19 protein-coding genes and 1 other RNA gene are annotated in these 15459 nt (G+C 67.6%); 6 read left to right on the top strand and 14 right to left on the bottom strand.

Going from position 1 to position 15459, the window contains the following annotated elements; translation table 11 throughout:
- Nucleotides 1-164: 164 nt before the first annotated feature.
- The 3 genes from NO876_RS06740 to NO876_RS06730 form a co-directional block, all read right to left on the bottom strand.
- On the bottom strand, nucleotides 165-596 hold the full coding sequence (locus NO876_RS06740) for an SRPBCC family protein (protein ID WP_256420915.1): 432 nt from the start codon (nucleotides 594-596) through the stop codon (nucleotides 165-167).
- A gap of 87 nt (nucleotides 597-683) precedes the next feature.
- The gene (locus NO876_RS06735; protein WP_256420914.1) at nucleotides 684-908 is read right to left on the bottom strand and encodes a DUF7123 family protein; all 225 of its coding nucleotides are present in this window, start codon (nucleotides 906-908) and stop codon (nucleotides 684-686) included.
- Nucleotides 909-958: 50 nt separating this feature from the next.
- Nucleotides 959-1150, bottom strand: a complete 192-nt coding sequence (locus tag NO876_RS06730; protein ID WP_256307862.1) for a DUF7525 family protein — start codon at nucleotides 1148-1150, stop codon at nucleotides 959-961.
- A 136-nt stretch (nucleotides 1151-1286) separates the two neighbouring features.
- On the opposite strand from NO876_RS06730, the gene NO876_RS06725 reads away from it, so the two are divergent.
- Nucleotides 1287-2486, top strand: a complete 1200-nt coding sequence (locus NO876_RS06725) for an LEA/WHy family protein (protein ID WP_256420913.1) — start codon at nucleotides 1287-1289, stop codon at nucleotides 2484-2486.
- 50 nt (nucleotides 2487-2536) lie between these two features.
- Here the strand turns inward: NO876_RS06725 and NO876_RS06720 are convergent, their stop codons facing one another.
- The 7 genes from NO876_RS06720 to NO876_RS06690 all read right to left on the bottom strand — a co-directional run bounded on the left by NO876_RS06720 (nucleotide 2537) and on the right by NO876_RS06690 (nucleotide 8649).
- The gene (locus tag NO876_RS06720; RefSeq protein ID WP_256420912.1) at nucleotides 2537-3568 is read right to left on the bottom strand and encodes a phosphate signaling complex PhoU family protein; all 1032 of its coding nucleotides are present in this window, start codon (nucleotides 3566-3568) and stop codon (nucleotides 2537-2539) included.
- Between the two features lie 154 nt (nucleotides 3569-3722).
- Nucleotides 3723-4856: an ATP-NAD kinase family protein gene (locus NO876_RS06715; RefSeq protein ID WP_256420911.1), complete on the bottom strand. Its 1134-nt coding sequence runs from the start codon at nucleotides 4854-4856 to the stop codon at nucleotides 3723-3725.
- 290 nt (nucleotides 4857-5146) lie between these two features.
- A complete protein-coding gene (locus tag NO876_RS06710; RefSeq protein ID WP_256420910.1) occupies nucleotides 5147-5845 on the bottom strand; it encodes a competence/damage-inducible protein A in 699 nt (232 codons plus the stop codon).
- Nucleotides 5846-5916: 71 nt separating this feature from the next.
- A complete protein-coding gene (locus tag NO876_RS06705; RefSeq protein ID WP_256420909.1) occupies nucleotides 5917-6711 on the bottom strand; it encodes a DUF5803 family protein in 795 nt (264 codons plus the stop codon).
- A 76-nt stretch (nucleotides 6712-6787) separates the two neighbouring features.
- Nucleotides 6788-7468, bottom strand: a complete 681-nt coding sequence (locus NO876_RS06700; RefSeq protein WP_256420908.1) for a DUF2110 family protein — start codon at nucleotides 7466-7468, stop codon at nucleotides 6788-6790.
- Nucleotides 7468-7998, bottom strand: a complete 531-nt coding sequence (locus tag NO876_RS06695; protein WP_256420907.1) for a transcription factor — start codon at nucleotides 7996-7998, stop codon at nucleotides 7468-7470. Before NO876_RS06695 ends, NO876_RS06700 begins: the two co-directional genes overlap by 1 nt.
- A gap of 60 nt (nucleotides 7999-8058) precedes the next feature.
- Nucleotides 8059-8649: a tRNA (cytidine(56)-2'-O)-methyltransferase gene (locus NO876_RS06690; RefSeq protein WP_256420906.1), complete on the bottom strand. Its 591-nt coding sequence runs from the start codon at nucleotides 8647-8649 to the stop codon at nucleotides 8059-8061.
- Between the two features lie 149 nt (nucleotides 8650-8798).
- On the opposite strand from NO876_RS06690, the gene NO876_RS06685 reads away from it, so the two are divergent.
- Nucleotides 8799-9584, top strand: coding sequence for a DUF2797 domain-containing protein (locus NO876_RS06685; RefSeq protein ID WP_256420905.1), 786 nt, complete (start codon nucleotides 8799-8801; stop codon nucleotides 9582-9584).
- Nucleotides 9585-9646: 62 nt separating this feature from the next.
- Here the strand turns inward: NO876_RS06685 and NO876_RS06680 are convergent, their stop codons facing one another.
- The 3 genes from NO876_RS06680 to NO876_RS06670 all read right to left on the bottom strand — a co-directional run bounded on the left by NO876_RS06680 (nucleotide 9647) and on the right by NO876_RS06670 (nucleotide 11945).
- Nucleotides 9647-10942 (bottom strand): MFS transporter, encoded by a 1296-nt coding sequence (locus NO876_RS06680; RefSeq protein ID WP_256420904.1) that lies wholly within the window; start codon nucleotides 10940-10942, stop codon nucleotides 9647-9649.
- 159 nt (nucleotides 10943-11101) lie between these two features.
- Nucleotides 11102-11412: signal recognition particle sRNA (gene ffs, locus NO876_RS06675), an RNA gene on the bottom strand.
- A 110-nt stretch (nucleotides 11413-11522) separates the two neighbouring features.
- Nucleotides 11523-11945, bottom strand: a complete 423-nt coding sequence (locus NO876_RS06670; RefSeq protein WP_305882864.1) for a DUF7548 family protein — start codon at nucleotides 11943-11945, stop codon at nucleotides 11523-11525.
- 127 nt (nucleotides 11946-12072) lie between these two features.
- Between NO876_RS06670 and NO876_RS06665 the strand changes: the two genes are divergently transcribed.
- The 3 genes from NO876_RS06665 (at nucleotide 12073) to NO876_RS06655 (ending at nucleotide 14842) form a co-directional block, all read left to right on the top strand.
- A complete protein-coding gene (locus NO876_RS06665) occupies nucleotides 12073-13227 on the top strand; it encodes a thiolase family protein (RefSeq protein ID WP_256420903.1) in 1155 nt (384 codons plus the stop codon).
- A complete protein-coding gene (locus NO876_RS06660) occupies nucleotides 13224-13625 on the top strand; it encodes an OB-fold domain-containing protein (RefSeq protein ID WP_256420902.1) in 402 nt (133 codons plus the stop codon). Before NO876_RS06665 ends, NO876_RS06660 begins: the two co-directional genes overlap by 4 nt.
- 188 nt (nucleotides 13626-13813) lie before the next feature.
- Nucleotides 13814-14842 (top strand): aldo/keto reductase, encoded by a 1029-nt coding sequence (locus tag NO876_RS06655; RefSeq protein ID WP_256420901.1) that lies wholly within the window; start codon nucleotides 13814-13816, stop codon nucleotides 14840-14842.
- A gap of 60 nt (nucleotides 14843-14902) precedes the next feature.
- Here NO876_RS06655 and NO876_RS06650 read toward each other — a convergent pair whose 3' ends face one another.
- Nucleotides 14903-15133, bottom strand: a complete 231-nt coding sequence (locus NO876_RS06650; RefSeq protein ID WP_256420900.1) for a SelT/SelW/SelH family protein — start codon at nucleotides 15131-15133, stop codon at nucleotides 14903-14905.
- A gap of 110 nt (nucleotides 15134-15243) precedes the next feature.
- Between NO876_RS06650 and NO876_RS06645 the strand changes: the two genes are divergently transcribed.
- Nucleotides 15244-15450, top strand: a complete 207-nt coding sequence (locus tag NO876_RS06645; RefSeq protein ID WP_256420899.1) for a hypothetical protein — start codon at nucleotides 15244-15246, stop codon at nucleotides 15448-15450.
- Nucleotides 15451-15459: the final 9 nt, after the last annotated feature.

Raw genomic sequence — 15459 nt, 5'->3', positions numbered from 1 at the left:
CGAGAGAGCGCTGGACGCGGTGGGCCGCAGCGGACCCCGAGACACTGCGGCGGTGTGCGGCGGGTCTGTGCCGACTTCGACGAGAAAAGCGTCGGTCGTCGGCAGATTGCGATAACAGCGGGGCATCAATAAAGCCTCCGGGATGATATAGTCGGATCCGCCCCCTACGCGTCGGATTCGACGGCCTGTCGAAGCGCGCGTTCGAGGTTCTCCAGTTCCGCGTCGAGGTTCCGTTCGAAGAACCGCTCGACGCCTGGAACCCGGCCGTCGACGACGAACTCGTTGACGAGGCGCGCGCCGCCCTCGATCGCTTCCACGGTGTGTTCGCCGGTGACGCGCAACACCGAGGACTTGCCGACGAACTTGACGTGTCGCGGCGGGTCGCGGGCGATGTCGCTCGTCTCCACGCGCGCCGTCGACTTCACGAACGGGATCGGCAGTCGGACGTGCCACGTCGCGTCGCCGCTCTCCTCGTCGATCTCGTACCGCTCGACGACGCTGATCGAGTCCGCTCGCTTCGAGGGGTCGGAGATGAAATCCCACACGGCCTCTGCCGGGGCGTCGAACTCGAATACCCGCCGCACGCGTACCGTCATACGCGACCCTGGGAGGGGGAGACAAAAAAGGTCCTGAATCGCGATCCGGCAGGTGCCGCGGGCAGTAGCGGGTGAGACAGCAGTGGCTCAGCTGCGGGTGACGCGCCACGTCGTCGACCGCGCGCGCCCCCACTTCTCGATTTCGACGTCCTCAGACTTCTCGGCGAGTCGTGGGAGTCGGACCCCTACCTGCTTGGCCGAGAGGCCGATGGCTTCGGCGATGTTCTTCGCTCGGAAGTATCGCTCGCCGGCGGAGACGCTCTCACGGAGGTACGCGACGATGCGCTGTTCCTCCTCGGTGAACTCGCTCATTTCACTCCGTGTACGGACGGTTCGCTCTTAAGCTTCTCGTCCGTTCGCGCTCAGCCGAAGAGGTGCGTCGCCGACACCGCGAGCGAGGCGGCGATGATCGCGGCAGCGAAGCCGACGGCGGCGACGAACTGATCCCCGCTCAACCCCGCGGCGAACATCGCGGCCACGCCGAGGACGGCGACGATCGAAAAGAGGACGGTCAGGCCGAATCCCTTGTCCGAACTTGCGGCAGCAGTTTCCATACGTTGGGGTGTCTCGGTGCCGACTTAGTTCATACGACTCTCCTCCCGGTGTCGGCGGCTATCCTCACCCGGGAGTTGACGCGCGCCGTCCGCTGTCGTGAGGCCTATGTACGTGCCCCGACCTCGACCGAACGAGATGTGGTCGATTCTCCCCGTCGGCGGTCGGCTTCGCACCGTCCTCCTCGTTCTCGTCGCCGCGGGACTGCTCGGCGGCGGCGCGTTCGCGGCGGGCGTCCTCGGCGTCCCGTCGGTGGCCGGCGTCGAGAACTCCTTCGGTCCGGTCGACGAGAACACGACCGTCGTCGAGACTGACCTCACCGTGTCGAATCCGAACCCCATCGGCGTCTCGCTGGGCGGCGTCACCGTCGACTACGACGTCCTGCTGAACGACGTGTCGCTCGCGAACGGGAGCAAGGAGGGGGTCGCCGTCGGGGCGGGCAACTCCACGCTGGGCTTCACGACGGCGGCCGACAACGAGCGCATCCCGCCGTGGTGGGTCTCGCACGTCCGCAACGGCGAGGAGACGACCGTCACCGTCGACACCTCGGTGACCTCAGAGACCGTCGGACGGACCGTCGACCCGCCGAACGTCACCCGGCAGATCGAGACGGACCTGCTCTCGCAGTTCAACTCCACGGAGACGAGACCGATCGACGCCGATCAGCCGCTCGTCTCCGACCCCGTCCTCTACGTCAACGAGACCAGCGCGCGATGGGGCGAGGTGACGGAGTCGCGGACGGCGATGGAACTCACCTTCGTCGTGTACAACCCAAAACCGTACCCGATCGCGGTAAGCGAGCTCGGCTACGACGTCACGATGAACGACGTCGCGGTCGGTGAGGGGGCGACCGAGTCCGAGTACGTCGTCCCGCCGAAGTCGACGGCGACGGTCGAGGCCACCGCGTACATCCGGAACGAGCGGCTCGACGACTGGTGGGTGACTCACCTCGAACGCAACCAGGTGACGGACCTCCGGATCGACTTCTCGGCGCGGCTCGATCTCGCGGAGACAACCGTGAGCGTCCCGCTCGACCCGCTCACGTACACGACGACGATCGAGACCGATATTTTCGGGACGAAGCCGACTGATGGGGCCGGGTCAGGCGACGGAGACGGGGCTGGCGATAGGGACGGGTCAGCCGATGCGGACGCGTCGGACGGTGAGGCGTCCGACGACACCGACTCGGAGACGGCGACCGGGCCGCCCGCGGACGGAGAGACCCAAACGTCGACGACTGCGCCGACGGAGACAGAGACGGATGCGGGGGGCGGAACGACGACGGAGACGCCCACGGCGGAGCCGACGACGACCGACGGCGGACTGATCGAACTGTAGTTTCTGCGCGACGTCGCCGGCGGGCGACGGTTCCGCCCGCCGCTCCGAACTCACCCGATCGTGACGTGTTCGGACTCCTCGTTCAGCGCCAGGTTGGCCGCGATCTCGGCGTTTCGCATCGCGTACTGGGCGGTCTGTTGGAGGCTAACGAGGACCTCGCGGATCTGCAACAGCTTCTCGTTCTCCATCTCGGGGAGGTCGTTGAGGATCTCCTGTTCGCGGTCCCGCAGTTGTCGGAACAGCGTGCGGCACTCGACGGTCTTGTCGTAATCGCGCTCGACGACGGACTGTACGGCCGTCTTGGTGAGTTTGTCGACCTGATCGGTGAACTCCCGGATCCGACGCATCGTTCCGGAATCGACGTCGAGGGTGTGGCCCTCGGCGTTCATCGCGATGTTGGCGATGTCCTCGGCGTTGTCGGCGGTCAGTTCGAGGTTCTTCGCGACCGAGCGGTACCCGATCAGCGGGAACCCCGACTCTAAGCCGACCGCGCGGGCGAGGTTCGGGTTCTGGTAGGCGGTGAAGATCAGCCGCAGGAGGAGCACGAAGATCTTGTTCGCCTGCCGCTCCCGGTTCAGCGCGCGCTGGGCGAGGTCCGTGTTCCCGTGTGCGAGCGCTTTGATCGCCTCCCCGCGCATCGTGCTTCCGGTGTTCTCCAGCCGTTCGAGGAGGTTATCGAGGGTGAAGTCCTCGGGATCCACCGAACAGCGGATCGCGATCCGGTCCGGCGTCTCCTCGATGACGCCGAGACCCATCAGCTGGGTTTCGGCCCTGTAGACGGCGTTGATGTGCTCGGAGTCGAGCGCGCCGTCGCTCTTCTCGATGTGAATCACCCGTCGCCCGAGGACGTACTGGGCGACGATCGCCCGTTCGAGCGAGTCGGCGTCGAGGTTGTCCGCGCGGATCGTCGCCGAGGAGTCCTCCTGGCTCGCCGACTCCGGGAGCACCGTCAGCGTGCCCTTCCCGCCCATCCGGAGCGAAACCTCGTCGCCTTTGTTGACGTTGTGTTCCTTGGCCCACTCCGCCGGCAGCGTCATCGCCAGCGTCGAGGGACCTAACCGCTGTACCTTACGCGTCTCCATATCACACCCTTGCCTTCAGTGACCTTAATCCTCACTATATGTGAATTATATAACTTCTATTCTACCCCGTAAAATGGGTATATGGCTGAAAATATTAAAATAATTGGAGCGAGCGGTTCCGGGGTCCCTACTCCTCGCGTCTTCCCCGAAACGATCACGCGATCCGCATCATCCGCCGCTCGAAACGGCCGATTCTGACCTTCGTCCACCCGCGGAGATCGGCGTCGAGCTCCGGGTCGTCGGTGTCGACGCGTAGTTCGCCGATCGTGTCGAGCTTCGAGCGCGAGGCGACGATTTCGACGTCGCTGCGGCGGATCACCGCCGGCGAGAGCTGGGGATTTCCGCGACCGAAGACGAACCCCTGGCCGCCGATCGGGGAGACGACCACGACGTTCTCGCCGTCGGGGCCGAGCGCGTCCAGGATATCGGACTCGCTCGCGTCCACGGCGAGCACCTCGCCGTCGCGCCAGACGTCGACGCCGAGCGGCGAGCCCTCGAAGCCGAGTTCCGCCTTGATCGCGCCGACGGTGCTCCCCGGGCCGAGCACGAACGTCTTCTCGCTCTCGCGGATGTCGTCGGCGACGCCCGCCGCGAGCGCCTCGACGTTGCCCCCGCCGAGCTGCTTCGAGGACTGCAGTTCCTCGGCGACGGGAACGCGAGCGATCGCCCGCAGTTCGGGGTGGACCTCCCCCTGGCGGTACTCGTCCTCGTCGATGTCGAGTACCTCGCGGCGCTCGGTCCGCTCGAACGTCGCGATCACGTGGGCGGCGTCCTCGGGGGAGACGGCGAACACCGACGAGTAGACCTTCACGCCCGCCGGTACGCCCAGGATCGGCGTCTCGGCTCCCTCGACGACCTCTGCGACGTCCGCGGCGGTGCCGTCTCCGCCGACGAACACCACGAGGTCGACGTCCGCGTCGAGAAACGCCTCGACGGCCCGTACGGTGTCCTCGGCGCTCGTCTCGGGGGCGGTTTCGTCAGCCGTTCCGTCGCCGCTCACGGCGGCTCCGTCGTCGCCGGCGGCCGTTTCACTTTCGGGGCCGCCGAGCACCTCGGCGTCGAACCCCGCCGCGCGGGCGACGTCCGCGCCCATCGACCCGCCCCACGTCACCAAGTCGGCGTCGTCTCCGACTTGCTCGCGCAGGGCTTCGAGCGCCCGTCTCGCGCGTTCGGGCGCGCGAGGTTCCGCCCCGCGGCGGCGCACCTCTTCGACCTTGTCGTCGGTTCCCTTCAGTCCGACGCGACCGCCCATCCCCGCGATGGGGTTGATCACGAACCCGAGTCGCATACCCGAATCCAACGGCGGTGCGCGCAAAAGCCCGCCGGTGCGGCGATGCCGGAGGGTGGCACGCACAATCCACTCGATATCGGGTGTGGCACTTACAGCCCACAGTATGAACGTTTAAGAGTTATCTCCCGGAACTGAGGGATATGCTTCCACTCGCAAGCGAGGGCGTGGCCCTCCCGATCGCGGAGACCGGCGCGGTGATCCTCCTGCTCAGTCTCGCGATGACGGTCGGCTGGCTCTACTACCTGTACCGATAAGCGTCCACGAACGAGCGCCGTCTCCCCGATCGACTACTCCGCGTCTTCGACGAGGTCGACCCGCAAAGCCAGCCACTGCGCCGCCTCGTCGACGACGGCCTCGTCGGTCGCGGTGAGTTTCACCCGCACCGAATCCCCGGGGTAGCTCCCGACGGTGACGTCGAACCGCTCCCGTAGCTCCGACAACCGGTCGATCAGTTCGCTCTCGGGTTCGTCGACGTCGACGACGGTCGAGAACGTCTTTTCGCCGCTAAAGTCCTCGGCCACGCTCTCGAACATCGCCTTCATTTCACTCGGCACGCCCGGCAGGACGTAGATCCCCTCGACGACGGCTCCCGGTGCGACGCCCTCGACGTTCGGGAGCATCCGAGCCCCCGCCGGGAGCTCGGTGGTGCCGTCGACGAGGCCTTCGGCGGTGTAGCCGCCCTCGCCGGTCAACCACTCGCGGGCCTCGTCGTGCGGCTCCAAGTCGCGGCCCACCGCCGCGGCGACGCCCGCCATCGTCACGTCGTCGTGAGTGGGACCGAGGCCGCCGGTGACGACGACGGCGTCGTGCTCGGCGCGGTACTCGTTGACCACGCGGGCGATGTCGGCGACGTCGTCCGGGACGGTGGTGACGCGCTCGACGTCGACGCCGCGCGCGGTCAACTCCGCGCACAGCCACGACGCGTTCGTGTTGACGGTGTCACCCGAGAGGAGTTCGTCCCCGACGGTGACGACTGCGACTCGCATACGCGTGATACACTCGAAGCGGACAAAAGCGCAGCGCCTCCGCGTTCTGTGCTCTTCCCGGGCGGGAACGGTCAGCGCATCCCCGGCGGCGGTCCCTCGTCGTCGTCGTCGATCTCGACGTCGATCCCCATCTCCAGGCGTCGCTGCCGGAGCCGGTCGATCTGCCGGCGGTAGTAGAACAGTCCGCCACCGCCGACGGCGACGACCACGGCGACGATTCCGCCGAAGATGTAGAGGTCACGCTGGAGGTAGAAGCGAATGGAGATGGTGTCCGCCGTCACCGGTTCCGCCCAGACGACGTGGACCTGCCCGTTCTCGTCGAGTTCCGTGTCGTAGCCGCGCGGCGACACCTGCCCGAAGACCGGGAAGTCCAGCCGACGGTCCGGCGGCAACACGACCTCGTAGGTCCCCTCCACGTAGGTCGGCAGCGTGAACCGCTTCGGCGTTCCCCCGCTCGTGAACGCGAGCGCGCCGCCGCTCGGCGGCGCGCCGTCGGGGAGTGCGACGATGGTCTCGTCGCGCGTCTGCCGGACCTCCCCGCTGCGGTTCTGGATCTCGCTCCCGGTGATCACCGTCCCGTTGGGGTAGCGGTACCGCACCGACTGCACCGAGAGCGGGTTCGTCCCGCCGAAGCCGTCGCGTCGGTACAGTTCGATCGTCGAACTGTTCGTCTCCATCACCGTCCGGAACTGGGTGTTCTCCTGGACCGTGATGTGGGCGGTGCGGTTCGCCTCCCACTCGTAGGGCTCGGCGGGGTCGCTGTCGAGGCGGTCCGCCGAGACGGGGCCCGTCCCGATACCGAGACAGCCGCTGGTGATCGCGAGGAGGGCGAGACAGCCGGCCGCGAGGAGAAGGCGTCGGTTCATACGTTGGATCGAGGGTTCGAGATGGATTAATGCGTTCGCCGGGGAGGCAGTTCAGACTATCGAACGTCGGACAGTATCAGCCAGTCAGGACGCACTTCAGTTCCGAGCGGAGGTACGAGCCGATGCTGGCGAGTAACCCCGGCGGGTCGGTCCCCTCCGGACAGACGATGCTCTGTTCGAGCAGTCCGAGGCGTTCGACCGTCACGATGTCCGTCGCGTGGCCAGCCCGGTTCACCGTCGCCCGGACCTCGCCGCGGGTGGCGCTGTTGACGTTGACTCGGCCGCTTCCCTCCTCGCGCGTCCAGTCGTACAGGCGGTCCCGGGTCGCGTCCGCGAGACGGGGATCGTCGCCGGCGACGAACCGCAGCGGCGTGTGCTGGACGACGCCGAACCGATCGCGGATCTGCGTCGCCGACCCCGTTCCGAGGCCGAGATCGTCCGTCGCGATCCGAATCGACCCGCCGTTACCGGCGTCGAGGGTCCAGCCGTCGTCGTCCCAGGAATCGAGCGTGCCGACGTACGTCTCTCCGTCCTCGAACTCGGGCGTGACTTCGCCCCAGGTCTCGGCGAGGACGTTGGCGGCGACGGTCGCGTCCTCGCCGTCCAGTTCGACGCTCACGAAGTCGTCCTCTCGGACCTCGATCGTCCACGTCGCTTCGAGGTCGCCGACGTCGTTGCGGACGAGCGAGTCGAAACTGTCCAGTGCGCGTTCGCGGGCGTCGCCCTCGACGTAGCACTTGGTTGCGAGAACGACCATCAGTCGTCCCGGCCCACGTCGACGTTGAGTTCGTCGCGGAGCCCCTCGATTCGACGCTCCATCGCCTCGACCATGTCGTCGTTCTCCATCGGTTCCAGCGGCGCACCCGTCTCCGGGCACTGGAAGCCCTGTTCCATCGCCTCGGAGAACTCGAAGCGGATCCCCGCCGGTTCCGAGAGGTAGAACTCGTGGGTCCGCTCGTACTCGAGGCGCTCCTCCAGGGCGTCGAGGAGGCGGTACATCTCCTCCTGGAGGTTCTCCGGGATGTTCTCGTAGTGGAACGTCCAGAGATAGGTGAGCCATCCGGAGTCCTCGTCGCGGACCCGGCGGTACTCCGCCAGGTCGTTCTCGTAGAGGATGAAAAGCGCCCGTCGGACGTCGTTGAGTTCGAGTCCCAACTCCTCGGCGAGTTCCTCGTCGGTCACCTCGCCGTCCGGCGGAGCCGCGGCCACCGGCATCCCCGTCGGTCCGACCAGCTCGTGGAGGTACTTCTGGATGACAGGGTCGTTCAGCAGCTCCTCAAAAGCCATTGTACTCAGTTGCGCCGCTCAGTCGTTTTAAAGTTGCGGAAGCGGGGTCGGTCGCGGCGTTCACGCGCCGTCGACTCCGCTATCATTCGTCGACGCTCCGTGCTCCTCCGTGAGGTCGCCGCCGTCGACGACGCGCTTGCCTCGTTCCTGCGGGATCACGCGCTGGTCGGCATCTTTCCACGCCCGTTCGAGTTCGCTTCCCTCGAACAGCCGGTCCAGGAAGACGGCCAGCCCCGCGACCTCCGAGTGGGGCTGGTTCGTGACGCCGACGTTCCAGTCGGCCTCCTCGTACACCTCGAAGGGGACCTTCTCGCCGCCGACGACGATCAGGAGCGCCTCCTCGCGGTGCGTCTCGCGGACGTCTCCAGTCACGTCCTGCACCCGCTCGCCGTACATCGTCAGGTGAACCACCGACCCCTCCCACTCGCGAATCGTCGCGTCCAGTTGCCCCGTCAGTTCCACCTCGAAGGGACCGCCGAACCGCTCCGTGATGTCCTCGACGGTCTCCTGGGACTGCCCGGCGTTGTCGGGGAAGATCACGCGGTCCGCGCCGAGCGCCCGCGCGGTCAGGCCGACGTGCGTCGTCATCCGGTCGTCCCGCCCCGGGCGGTGGCCGTACCGGAGGACGGCCACCTCTGGTGTGTCGTTCATACGCGGTTCGAGGCGGGGCGGGCGCTAAGGGGCTTCGCTTCGGCGACCCGCGGGGTGGGTGGACACAGAACCGCTGGCTGGACCCGACGACCCCATCGGCAGACACGAGGAACGGCATCGCTTTCACGCCCCGGTCGCTACGATGACTCGTGCAGTTCGTCGGCTACGACACGGACGATCCGGGACTCTACGTGAGCCGAGCGGCCAGCGACAACGCGTCCGACACCGACGTCCCCGGCACCGTCGAGTTCGTTCCGCTGGACCCGGGAACCGAACTCGCGTACACGCTCGGGGAGCGCCACTGCGCCGGGACGATCACCGATGGCGGACACGTCCCCTGCTCGAATCCGACCGCCCCGCACTGCCCGCAGCACCGCTCGACGTGGGTCTGTGCGAAGTGCACCGGCACGTGTCTCAAGGACGAGATGGACTGCCTCGAACCCCACGCGATCTACCTCGCGGCGTTCGCGCCGGACACGTTCAAGGTGGGCGTCACGAAGGAGTGGCGACTGGAGACGCGGCTTCGCGAGCAGGGCGCGGACCGCGGCGCGCTCCTCGCCGTGGTCCCCGACGGTCGTATCGCCCGCGAGCGCGAGGCCGAAATCGCCGCGGAGATCCCCGACCGGATCCGGATCCCGAAGAAACGCGCGGGGTTCCACCGCGACGTCGACGCCGACGCGTGGGACGCGCTTCTGTCCGATCTCGGCGTCGACGAGGACGACCGCTACACGTTCGACTACGGCCTCGATCTCCGGGATCGCCCGGTCGCGGAGACTATCGCCACCGGGACTGTCCGCGGCGTCAAGGGCCGGTTGCTGGTCCTCGACCGCGCGGGAAGCACCTACGCCGTCGATCTGCGCGACCTCGTCGGCTACGAGGCGACCCCGGAGGCGACGACGCGCGACCTGCAGGCGAGCCTCGGGGCGTGGGACTAACCCGGTTCGGAGCCGGCCCGGAACGGAGCTTCACCGATCGCAGTCGGATCACTCCCCCGACGTCAGTCCCCGATCGCGGGCGTCGTAGCCGGCGTCTCCCGCGTTCGCAGGTACGTCACGACGAAGACGCCCGTGGCGACGGCGATGAACGCCGCGGCGGTGAGGAAGGCCATCGTCGTCGAGACGGCGTCTTTGATCCCCCCGACGAGGACGGGACCGGTGACTTGCCCGACCTTCCAGGCGATCGAGCGGAGCGACATACTGGACGCGACGGAGTCCAGCCGTTCGCCCTCTTCGACGAACAGCGCCATACTCGCTGGCAGACGGACGCTGTCGGCGATGCCGAGGATTCCGTAGGCGGCGAAGAGCGCGAAGAAGGCCCCGCCGAGGACCTGCGTTCGGCCGAACGCCTCGAAGCTGATCGGTCGGATCGCCCCCTCGAAAAAGAGCGCAAGGGGGATGAGCGCCGTCCCGAGTCCGTACAGCAGCGCGCCGCCGACGACGAACCAGTACCGCCTGCCGATCCGGTCGGTCAGATCGCCCATGTACCCCTGGAAGATCGACTTCGTCAGCTTCCCGCCGGCGAGGATCCACCCGATCGCGAAGGCGTTAATCCCGAACTCAGTGCGCGCGAAGATCGGCAGGAAGATGATCACCGCCATCTTGCCGACCGAGAACCCGAGCCTGAAGATCACGAGCGACCGGATCATCGGCCGGGCCAGGAGCGCCCGGATGGTCTCCATCCCGGTGGCTTCGTCGGGGTCCTTCCGGCCGCCGGGGTCGTCCCGGAGGTGCCGCCACACGAGGCCGAACGCGAGGATCGTGACCGCCGTCAGCGCCGCGTACGCCCAGACGAAGTCGTAAGCGTAGAGGAGGTACCCACCCACGACGTCGCCGGCGAGACTGGAGAAGGCCCCGACCTGATTGTACGCGCCGAGCCAGCGGCCGCTGCCGTCTTCGGGGCTGATCTCGCCGACCACCGCCGACCCGGTGACCCACAGCAGACTGGCACCGAGTCCCTGCAGCACTCGGATGAGGATCACGTGGATCGAGTTCTGGACGAGCGCGAACCCGACGAAGACCGCGACGTTGAGCGCCAGCCCCGCGAGCAGGAAGTGCTTGGCGTTGCCGGTGTCCACTTTCCGTCCGAGCGGCAGGACGACGAGCAACTGCGCGATGGCGAAGGCCGTCCCGAACAACCCCTCGACGACGCCGGTCGTTCCGAACTGGTCGGCGTACAGCGCCAGCGCGATGAGGATCGTCGAGTACGCCTGACTCCGAGCGAAGGCGACCCCGGACAGCGCGGCGAACTCGCGGTCCCGAAGGAGCCCGAGCGCACCGCTGGCGCGTCCCGTCATTCCGTGTTCGGAACGCCGCCGCCGACGGAATTAAACGACACTATCCCGCGGCTCACAGGGGCGTGTTCTCGGGTCACATATGCTGCGGCCGCGGGGCGGCCCGGGCGAACAGCGTCGACGGGACGACGCCGTCGCTCTCGGAGGTGAAGTCGGTATGAATGGTGGACAGCGGGATTGCCCGACGTTCCGGCACGGGGAATCTCGGTCGCCTCCTCCACCCCGCGATCCTCCGAGCGACGAACGTTCGCTGGTCCGCTGCTCGCTTCCGCGCCTGACGGGTTGCCGGCGACGAAGCACCTCTGTCCGACCCTGCGGCCGGCGTCGGTGAACCGCCGTCCCCGAAGGACGAGGTTTCTACGTTGGCTTCCGAGGCCCGCGCCGGTCTGACCGGACGCACCCGGGTTCGGTCCCCGCTGAAGGCCAAAGATGCGGGTGGAGAGCAGGGCCTAGCTGCCCGACCTAGTCCATCAACAGGTACACCGGGGCCACATAAGGGGCTTTCGACTCACAGACCCCCACGATCGCCGGACACCGTTCGGGTCGTGGGGCCGAAGACCGGACTTTCGCGACTCTCGCGGCGCTAGGTCAGCCGCGCTCTCGCGAAACTCCCCGCCGCGATCGCGACGACTGCCGATCCGGTGACGACGATCCAGCGGTGGTTCTCGATCCAGGCGTACTCCGCGGGGAAGCTGAAGAGCAGCGTCTGATCGAGCGACAGCGCCCACAGGAGCGAAAACAGGACCATCGCCAGTGCGGACACGAGGGCGACGCCGGCGAGCGTCACGGGGTCGGACCGCTCCTGTGCGGCCGCGAGGAAGACGACGACGTCGAGCAGGGCGAGCACGCCGACGATCGAGACCCCGATCGGCCCGGCGGCGTAGTAGTCGGCGACGCCCGCGCCGGGCACGGAGATCAGCAGCGCCGGCGCGAACACGACCCCCGCGAGTAGCAGACAGGCGATCGCACCCAACCTCGGAGCGACGGAATCGGCATCCACGTTCATATCGAGTCCTCGATGCGGGGAACGTGTAAGCGCTTCGAGAAGGGGCGACGAAGCTTCCATCGACCACCCAGTGCCGCCCGTCTCTGAAAAGGGAAACCGGTAAGCCACCGCCCTCTCGTTGTCGACTATGGAGCGCGTAGCGATCATCGGCGCGTCGATGACCCAGTTCGGGCAGCGCGAGGAGTGGATCCGCGACCTGCTCGCGGAGGCCGGAATCGCCTGCCTCGACGACGCTGGCGTCTCGCCCGACGCGGTCGAACACCTGTACGTCTCGAATATGGCCAGCGGCGAGTTCGAGGGCCAGACCGGCGTCCCGAACGCCCTCGCTCACGACCTCTCGGCGGTCCCCGCCTACACCGCCCGGATCGACCAGACGTCCTCGTCGGGCGGCGCGGGCGTGTACGCCGCCTGGCAGTCGATCGCCTCGGGGGCCTCGGAGATGACGCTTCTGGTCGGCGGCGAGAAGATGACCCACCGGACGACCGCGGAGGCGACAGACGTCATCGCCTCGCTGACGCACCCGGTGGAGTACAAACACGGGCTCACCCTCCCGTCGTTCGCGGGGCTCACCGCACGTCACTATCTCGATAAATACGACGCCCCGCGCGAATCGCTGGGGAAAGTCGCAGTCAAGAACCACAGAAACGGCGTCGACAACCCGCACGCCCAGTTTCAGAAGGAGGTCGACCTCGACACCGTCCTGGAGTCGCCGATCGTGGCCGACCCCCTCAGGCTCTACGACTTCTGTCCGATCACCGACGGGTCGGCGGCGCTGCTGCTCTGTCCGGAGTCGGTCGCCCGCGAGTACACCGACGAGTACGCGGTGATCTCCGGCATCGGTGGCGCGACCGACACCCACGTCGTCCACGAGCGCGCGGACCCGACGACGATGGGCGGCGTCGTCAACTCCTCGGAGCAGGCCTACGAGATGGCCGACATCGGGCCCGAGGACGTCGACGTCGCGGAACTCCACGATATGTTCACGATCCTGGAGTTCCTCCAGTCGGAGGACCTCGGCTTCTTCGAGAAGGGCGAGGGCTGGAAGGCCGTCGAGGAGGGCGTCACCGACCGCGACGGCGAACTGCCGATCAACACGTCAGGGGGACTCAAGTCGAAGGGACACCCCCTCGGGGCCTCCGGCGTGGCACAGGTGTACGAGAGCTACAAACAGGTCGTCGGCGACGCCGGCCCGCGCCAGGTCGACGCCGAGACGGCGCTCGCCTGCAACGTCGGCGGGTTCGGAAACTGCGTGACGACGACGATCCTGGAGGGTCAGCTATGAGCGACGAATCCACCGCACACGACGCGACGGACGGACACGAGATGGAGGCGTACCGCTACCCCGACGGCAGCATCACGTACCCGGGCCACCCGCTCGGTCCCGGCGGGCAGGAGCCGACGGGCACCGTCGACCTGAGCGACCACGTCGCGGAGGTGGTCACCTGGACGACGTCGACCGCGACGCCGCCGGGCGTCCGACAGCCGAACACCGTCGCAATCGTCGAGTTCGACGTCGACGGCGAACCCGTGCGCGCGATCGGCCAGGTGACGACCGACGGCGTCGAGATCGGCGACGAGGTTCGGCCGGTCTACTGCGAGGAACTCCGCGATCCCGACGCGGGCATCCGCGAGGCCGAGAGCCAGGAGTGGGACGGCTTCCGGTTCGAGCCGGTCGAGTAGGCGGAGCCGATTCCGGGGTTGTCCGGCGCGGTTCTCCCGGATCCACTCGGCCTGTCCGTCGGCGGGGCTCCCGAACCCGTCGTCGAAGTCGCTCTCGGCGGTGTCGCCGAGCAACCGGTCGAGGACATCGTTGGAGGATTCGCCCGCCGGCCACCCACGCTTTTGCACCCGCCGCGTCTCTCTCCGGTATGAGCCTCGACTACCGACGACTCGGCTCGACCGGCACGAAGGTCTCCGAACTCTGCTTCGGCACGTGGCGCTTCGGTCGCGAGACCGACGGCGTCGTCGAGACGACGAAGGGCGAAGCCCACGAACTGCTCGACGCGTTCGTCGACCGCGGCGGGAACTTCATCGACACCGCGAACGTCTACGGCGATCCGAACGGGCGCAGCGAGTCGTGGATCGGCGACTGGCTCGCCGACTACGACCGCTCGGACGTCGTCCTCGCCTCGAAGGTGTACTTCGGCTTCGACCCCGACAACCCGAACGGTTCCGGCCTCTCTCGCACGCACATCCGGAACCAGATCGAGGGCACGCTCGACCGCCTCGGCACCGACTACCTCGACCTCTACTACATCCACCGCTGGGACGAGGAGACGCCGATCGAGGAGACGCTCGCGACGCTCGATCGCCTCGTCGAGGAGGGGAAAGTGAACTACCTCGGCGCGTCGACGATGGCGGCCTGGCAGCTCACGAAGGCGCTGTGGACGTCCGACGTCCACGACTGGGAGCGCTTCGAGGTCACCCAGCCGCTGTTCCACGCCGGCTACTACGAGGACGTGAGCGAGTACCTGGACGTCTGCGGCGATCAGGACCTGGCGGTCTGTCCCTACTCGCCGCTGGCCGGCGGCTTCCTCACGGGCAAGTACGAGCGCGCCGATCCGGACGACCCGACGCAGGTGATCGCGCCCGACGGCTCCCGAGGGTCGATGGACGACCAGTTCGACGAGTATTACCTCTCCGAGCGCGGCTGGCACGTCCTCGACGCGGTCAGGGACGTCGCCGCGGAGGAGGACGCCTCGCCCGCGCAGGTCGCGCTGCGGTGGCTGATGGACTACCCCGACGCGACGGTCGTCCCCATCGTCGGCGCGCGGACGGTCGAGCAACTCGACGAGAACCTCGACGCGGCCGACGTGGACCTCTCCGATTCTCAGTGGGACCGGATCTTCGAGGCCCGCTACGACGAGGAGGGCCGTCGCTGGGGCCATCCGAACTGACGCGCTTTTCGCGCCGCTGTGGTCTCGCCGCCGCGATCACCAGCACGGGACGACAACCTCTCAGATACCCTCTCGGACGCGCCGCGTGATCGCGTCGACGTCGTAGTCGTCCTCGGATTTGTCCCAGACGACGTCGCCGTCGACGGCGACCGTGAGGACGCCGTGATCGCCGGTCACCAGCGCGACGCGGTCCAGGCGGTCGCCGAACTGTTCGAGCAGCGCGTGCTGGATCTCCTCGGCGCGGTCCAGAAAGCCGCAGGGGACGCAGTACTCGATTTCGATGGTTGACATCGCCTTCGCATTTGCATCCGCGGTCGAATAAGCGCGTTGTGCGCGTCGCCGGCGATCGAGTCGCGCCGGAGGTAGCTTTTTATTCTCTGACTGTTAACACTTATATTGGTATGTGTTACCACGCCCAGCGGCGCGAGGCGCTGGCGGAGTTGGAACACGAGACTGGCGCGCGCGGAGCGGACGACGAGAGAGCCGACGACGGGTCGGGCGGTCGAGCGGACGACCCCGAGCTACCAGCGCAGGAGGAACCGACCGAGGAGCACCGTCCGGACGCTCCGGAGAACGCGGATCGACCCGAGCCCGTCGGGTTCGCCTGAGCGGCCGTC

Origin of the sequence: Halobellus rarus (genome assembly GCF_024494595.1) — an archaeon.
In the GTDB taxonomy this organism is placed as follows: domain Archaea; phylum Halobacteriota; class Halobacteria; order Halobacteriales; family Haloferacaceae; genus Haloquadratum; species Haloquadratum rarum.
Note: the sequence above shows the minus strand (reverse complement) of the source record. Positions and strands in the feature narration are given on the sequence as shown.

Bases quoted from the DNA above. Each gene is read 5' to 3' on its own strand.
- NO876_RS06740 (WP_256420915.1), bottom strand. From the start codon at position 596: ATGACGGTACGCGTGCGGCGGGTATTCGAGTTCGACGCCCCGGCAGAG.
- NO876_RS06735 (WP_256420914.1), bottom strand. From the start codon at position 908: ATGAGCGAGTTCACCGAGGAGGAACAGCGCATCGTCGCGTACCTCCGT.
- NO876_RS06730 (WP_256307862.1), bottom strand. From the start codon at position 1,150: ATGGAAACTGCTGCCGCAAGTTCGGACAAGGGATTCGGCCTGACCGTC.
- NO876_RS06725 (WP_256420913.1), top strand. From the start codon at position 1,287: ATGTGGTCGATTCTCCCCGTCGGCGGTCGGCTTCGCACCGTCCTCCTC.
- NO876_RS06720 (WP_256420912.1), bottom strand. From the start codon at position 3,568: ATGGAGACGCGTAAGGTACAGCGGTTAGGTCCCTCGACGCTGGCGATG.
- NO876_RS06715 (WP_256420911.1), bottom strand. From the start codon at position 4,856: ATGCGACTCGGGTTCGTGATCAACCCCATCGCGGGGATGGGCGGTCGC.
- NO876_RS06710 (WP_256420910.1), bottom strand. From the start codon at position 5,845: ATGCGAGTCGCAGTCGTCACCGTCGGGGACGAACTCCTCTCGGGTGAC.
- NO876_RS06705 (WP_256420909.1), bottom strand. From the start codon at position 6,711: ATGAACCGACGCCTTCTCCTCGCGGCCGGCTGTCTCGCCCTCCTCGCG.
- NO876_RS06700 (WP_256420908.1), bottom strand. From the start codon at position 7,468: ATGGTCGTTCTCGCAACCAAGTGCTACGTCGAGGGCGACGCCCGCGAA.
- NO876_RS06695 (WP_256420907.1), bottom strand. From the start codon at position 7,998: ATGGCTTTTGAGGAGCTGCTGAACGACCCTGTCATCCAGAAGTACCTC.
- NO876_RS06690 (WP_256420906.1), bottom strand. From the start codon at position 8,649: ATGAACGACACACCAGAGGTGGCCGTCCTCCGGTACGGCCACCGCCCG.
- NO876_RS06680 (WP_256420904.1), bottom strand. From the start codon at position 10,942: ATGACGGGACGCGCCAGCGGTGCGCTCGGGCTCCTTCGGGACCGCGAG.
- NO876_RS06670 (WP_305882864.1), bottom strand. From the start codon at position 11,945: ATGAACGTGGATGCCGATTCCGTCGCTCCGAGGTTGGGTGCGATCGCC.
- NO876_RS06665 (WP_256420903.1), top strand. From the start codon at position 12,073: ATGGAGCGCGTAGCGATCATCGGCGCGTCGATGACCCAGTTCGGGCAG.
- NO876_RS06660 (WP_256420902.1), top strand. From the start codon at position 13,224: ATGAGCGACGAATCCACCGCACACGACGCGACGGACGGACACGAGATG.
- NO876_RS06655 (WP_256420901.1), top strand. From the start codon at position 13,814: ATGAGCCTCGACTACCGACGACTCGGCTCGACCGGCACGAAGGTCTCC.
- NO876_RS06650 (WP_256420900.1), bottom strand. From the start codon at position 15,133: ATGTCAACCATCGAAATCGAGTACTGCGTCCCCTGCGGCTTTCTGGAC.
- NO876_RS06645 (WP_256420899.1), top strand. From the start codon at position 15,244: ATGTGTTACCACGCCCAGCGGCGCGAGGCGCTGGCGGAGTTGGAACAC.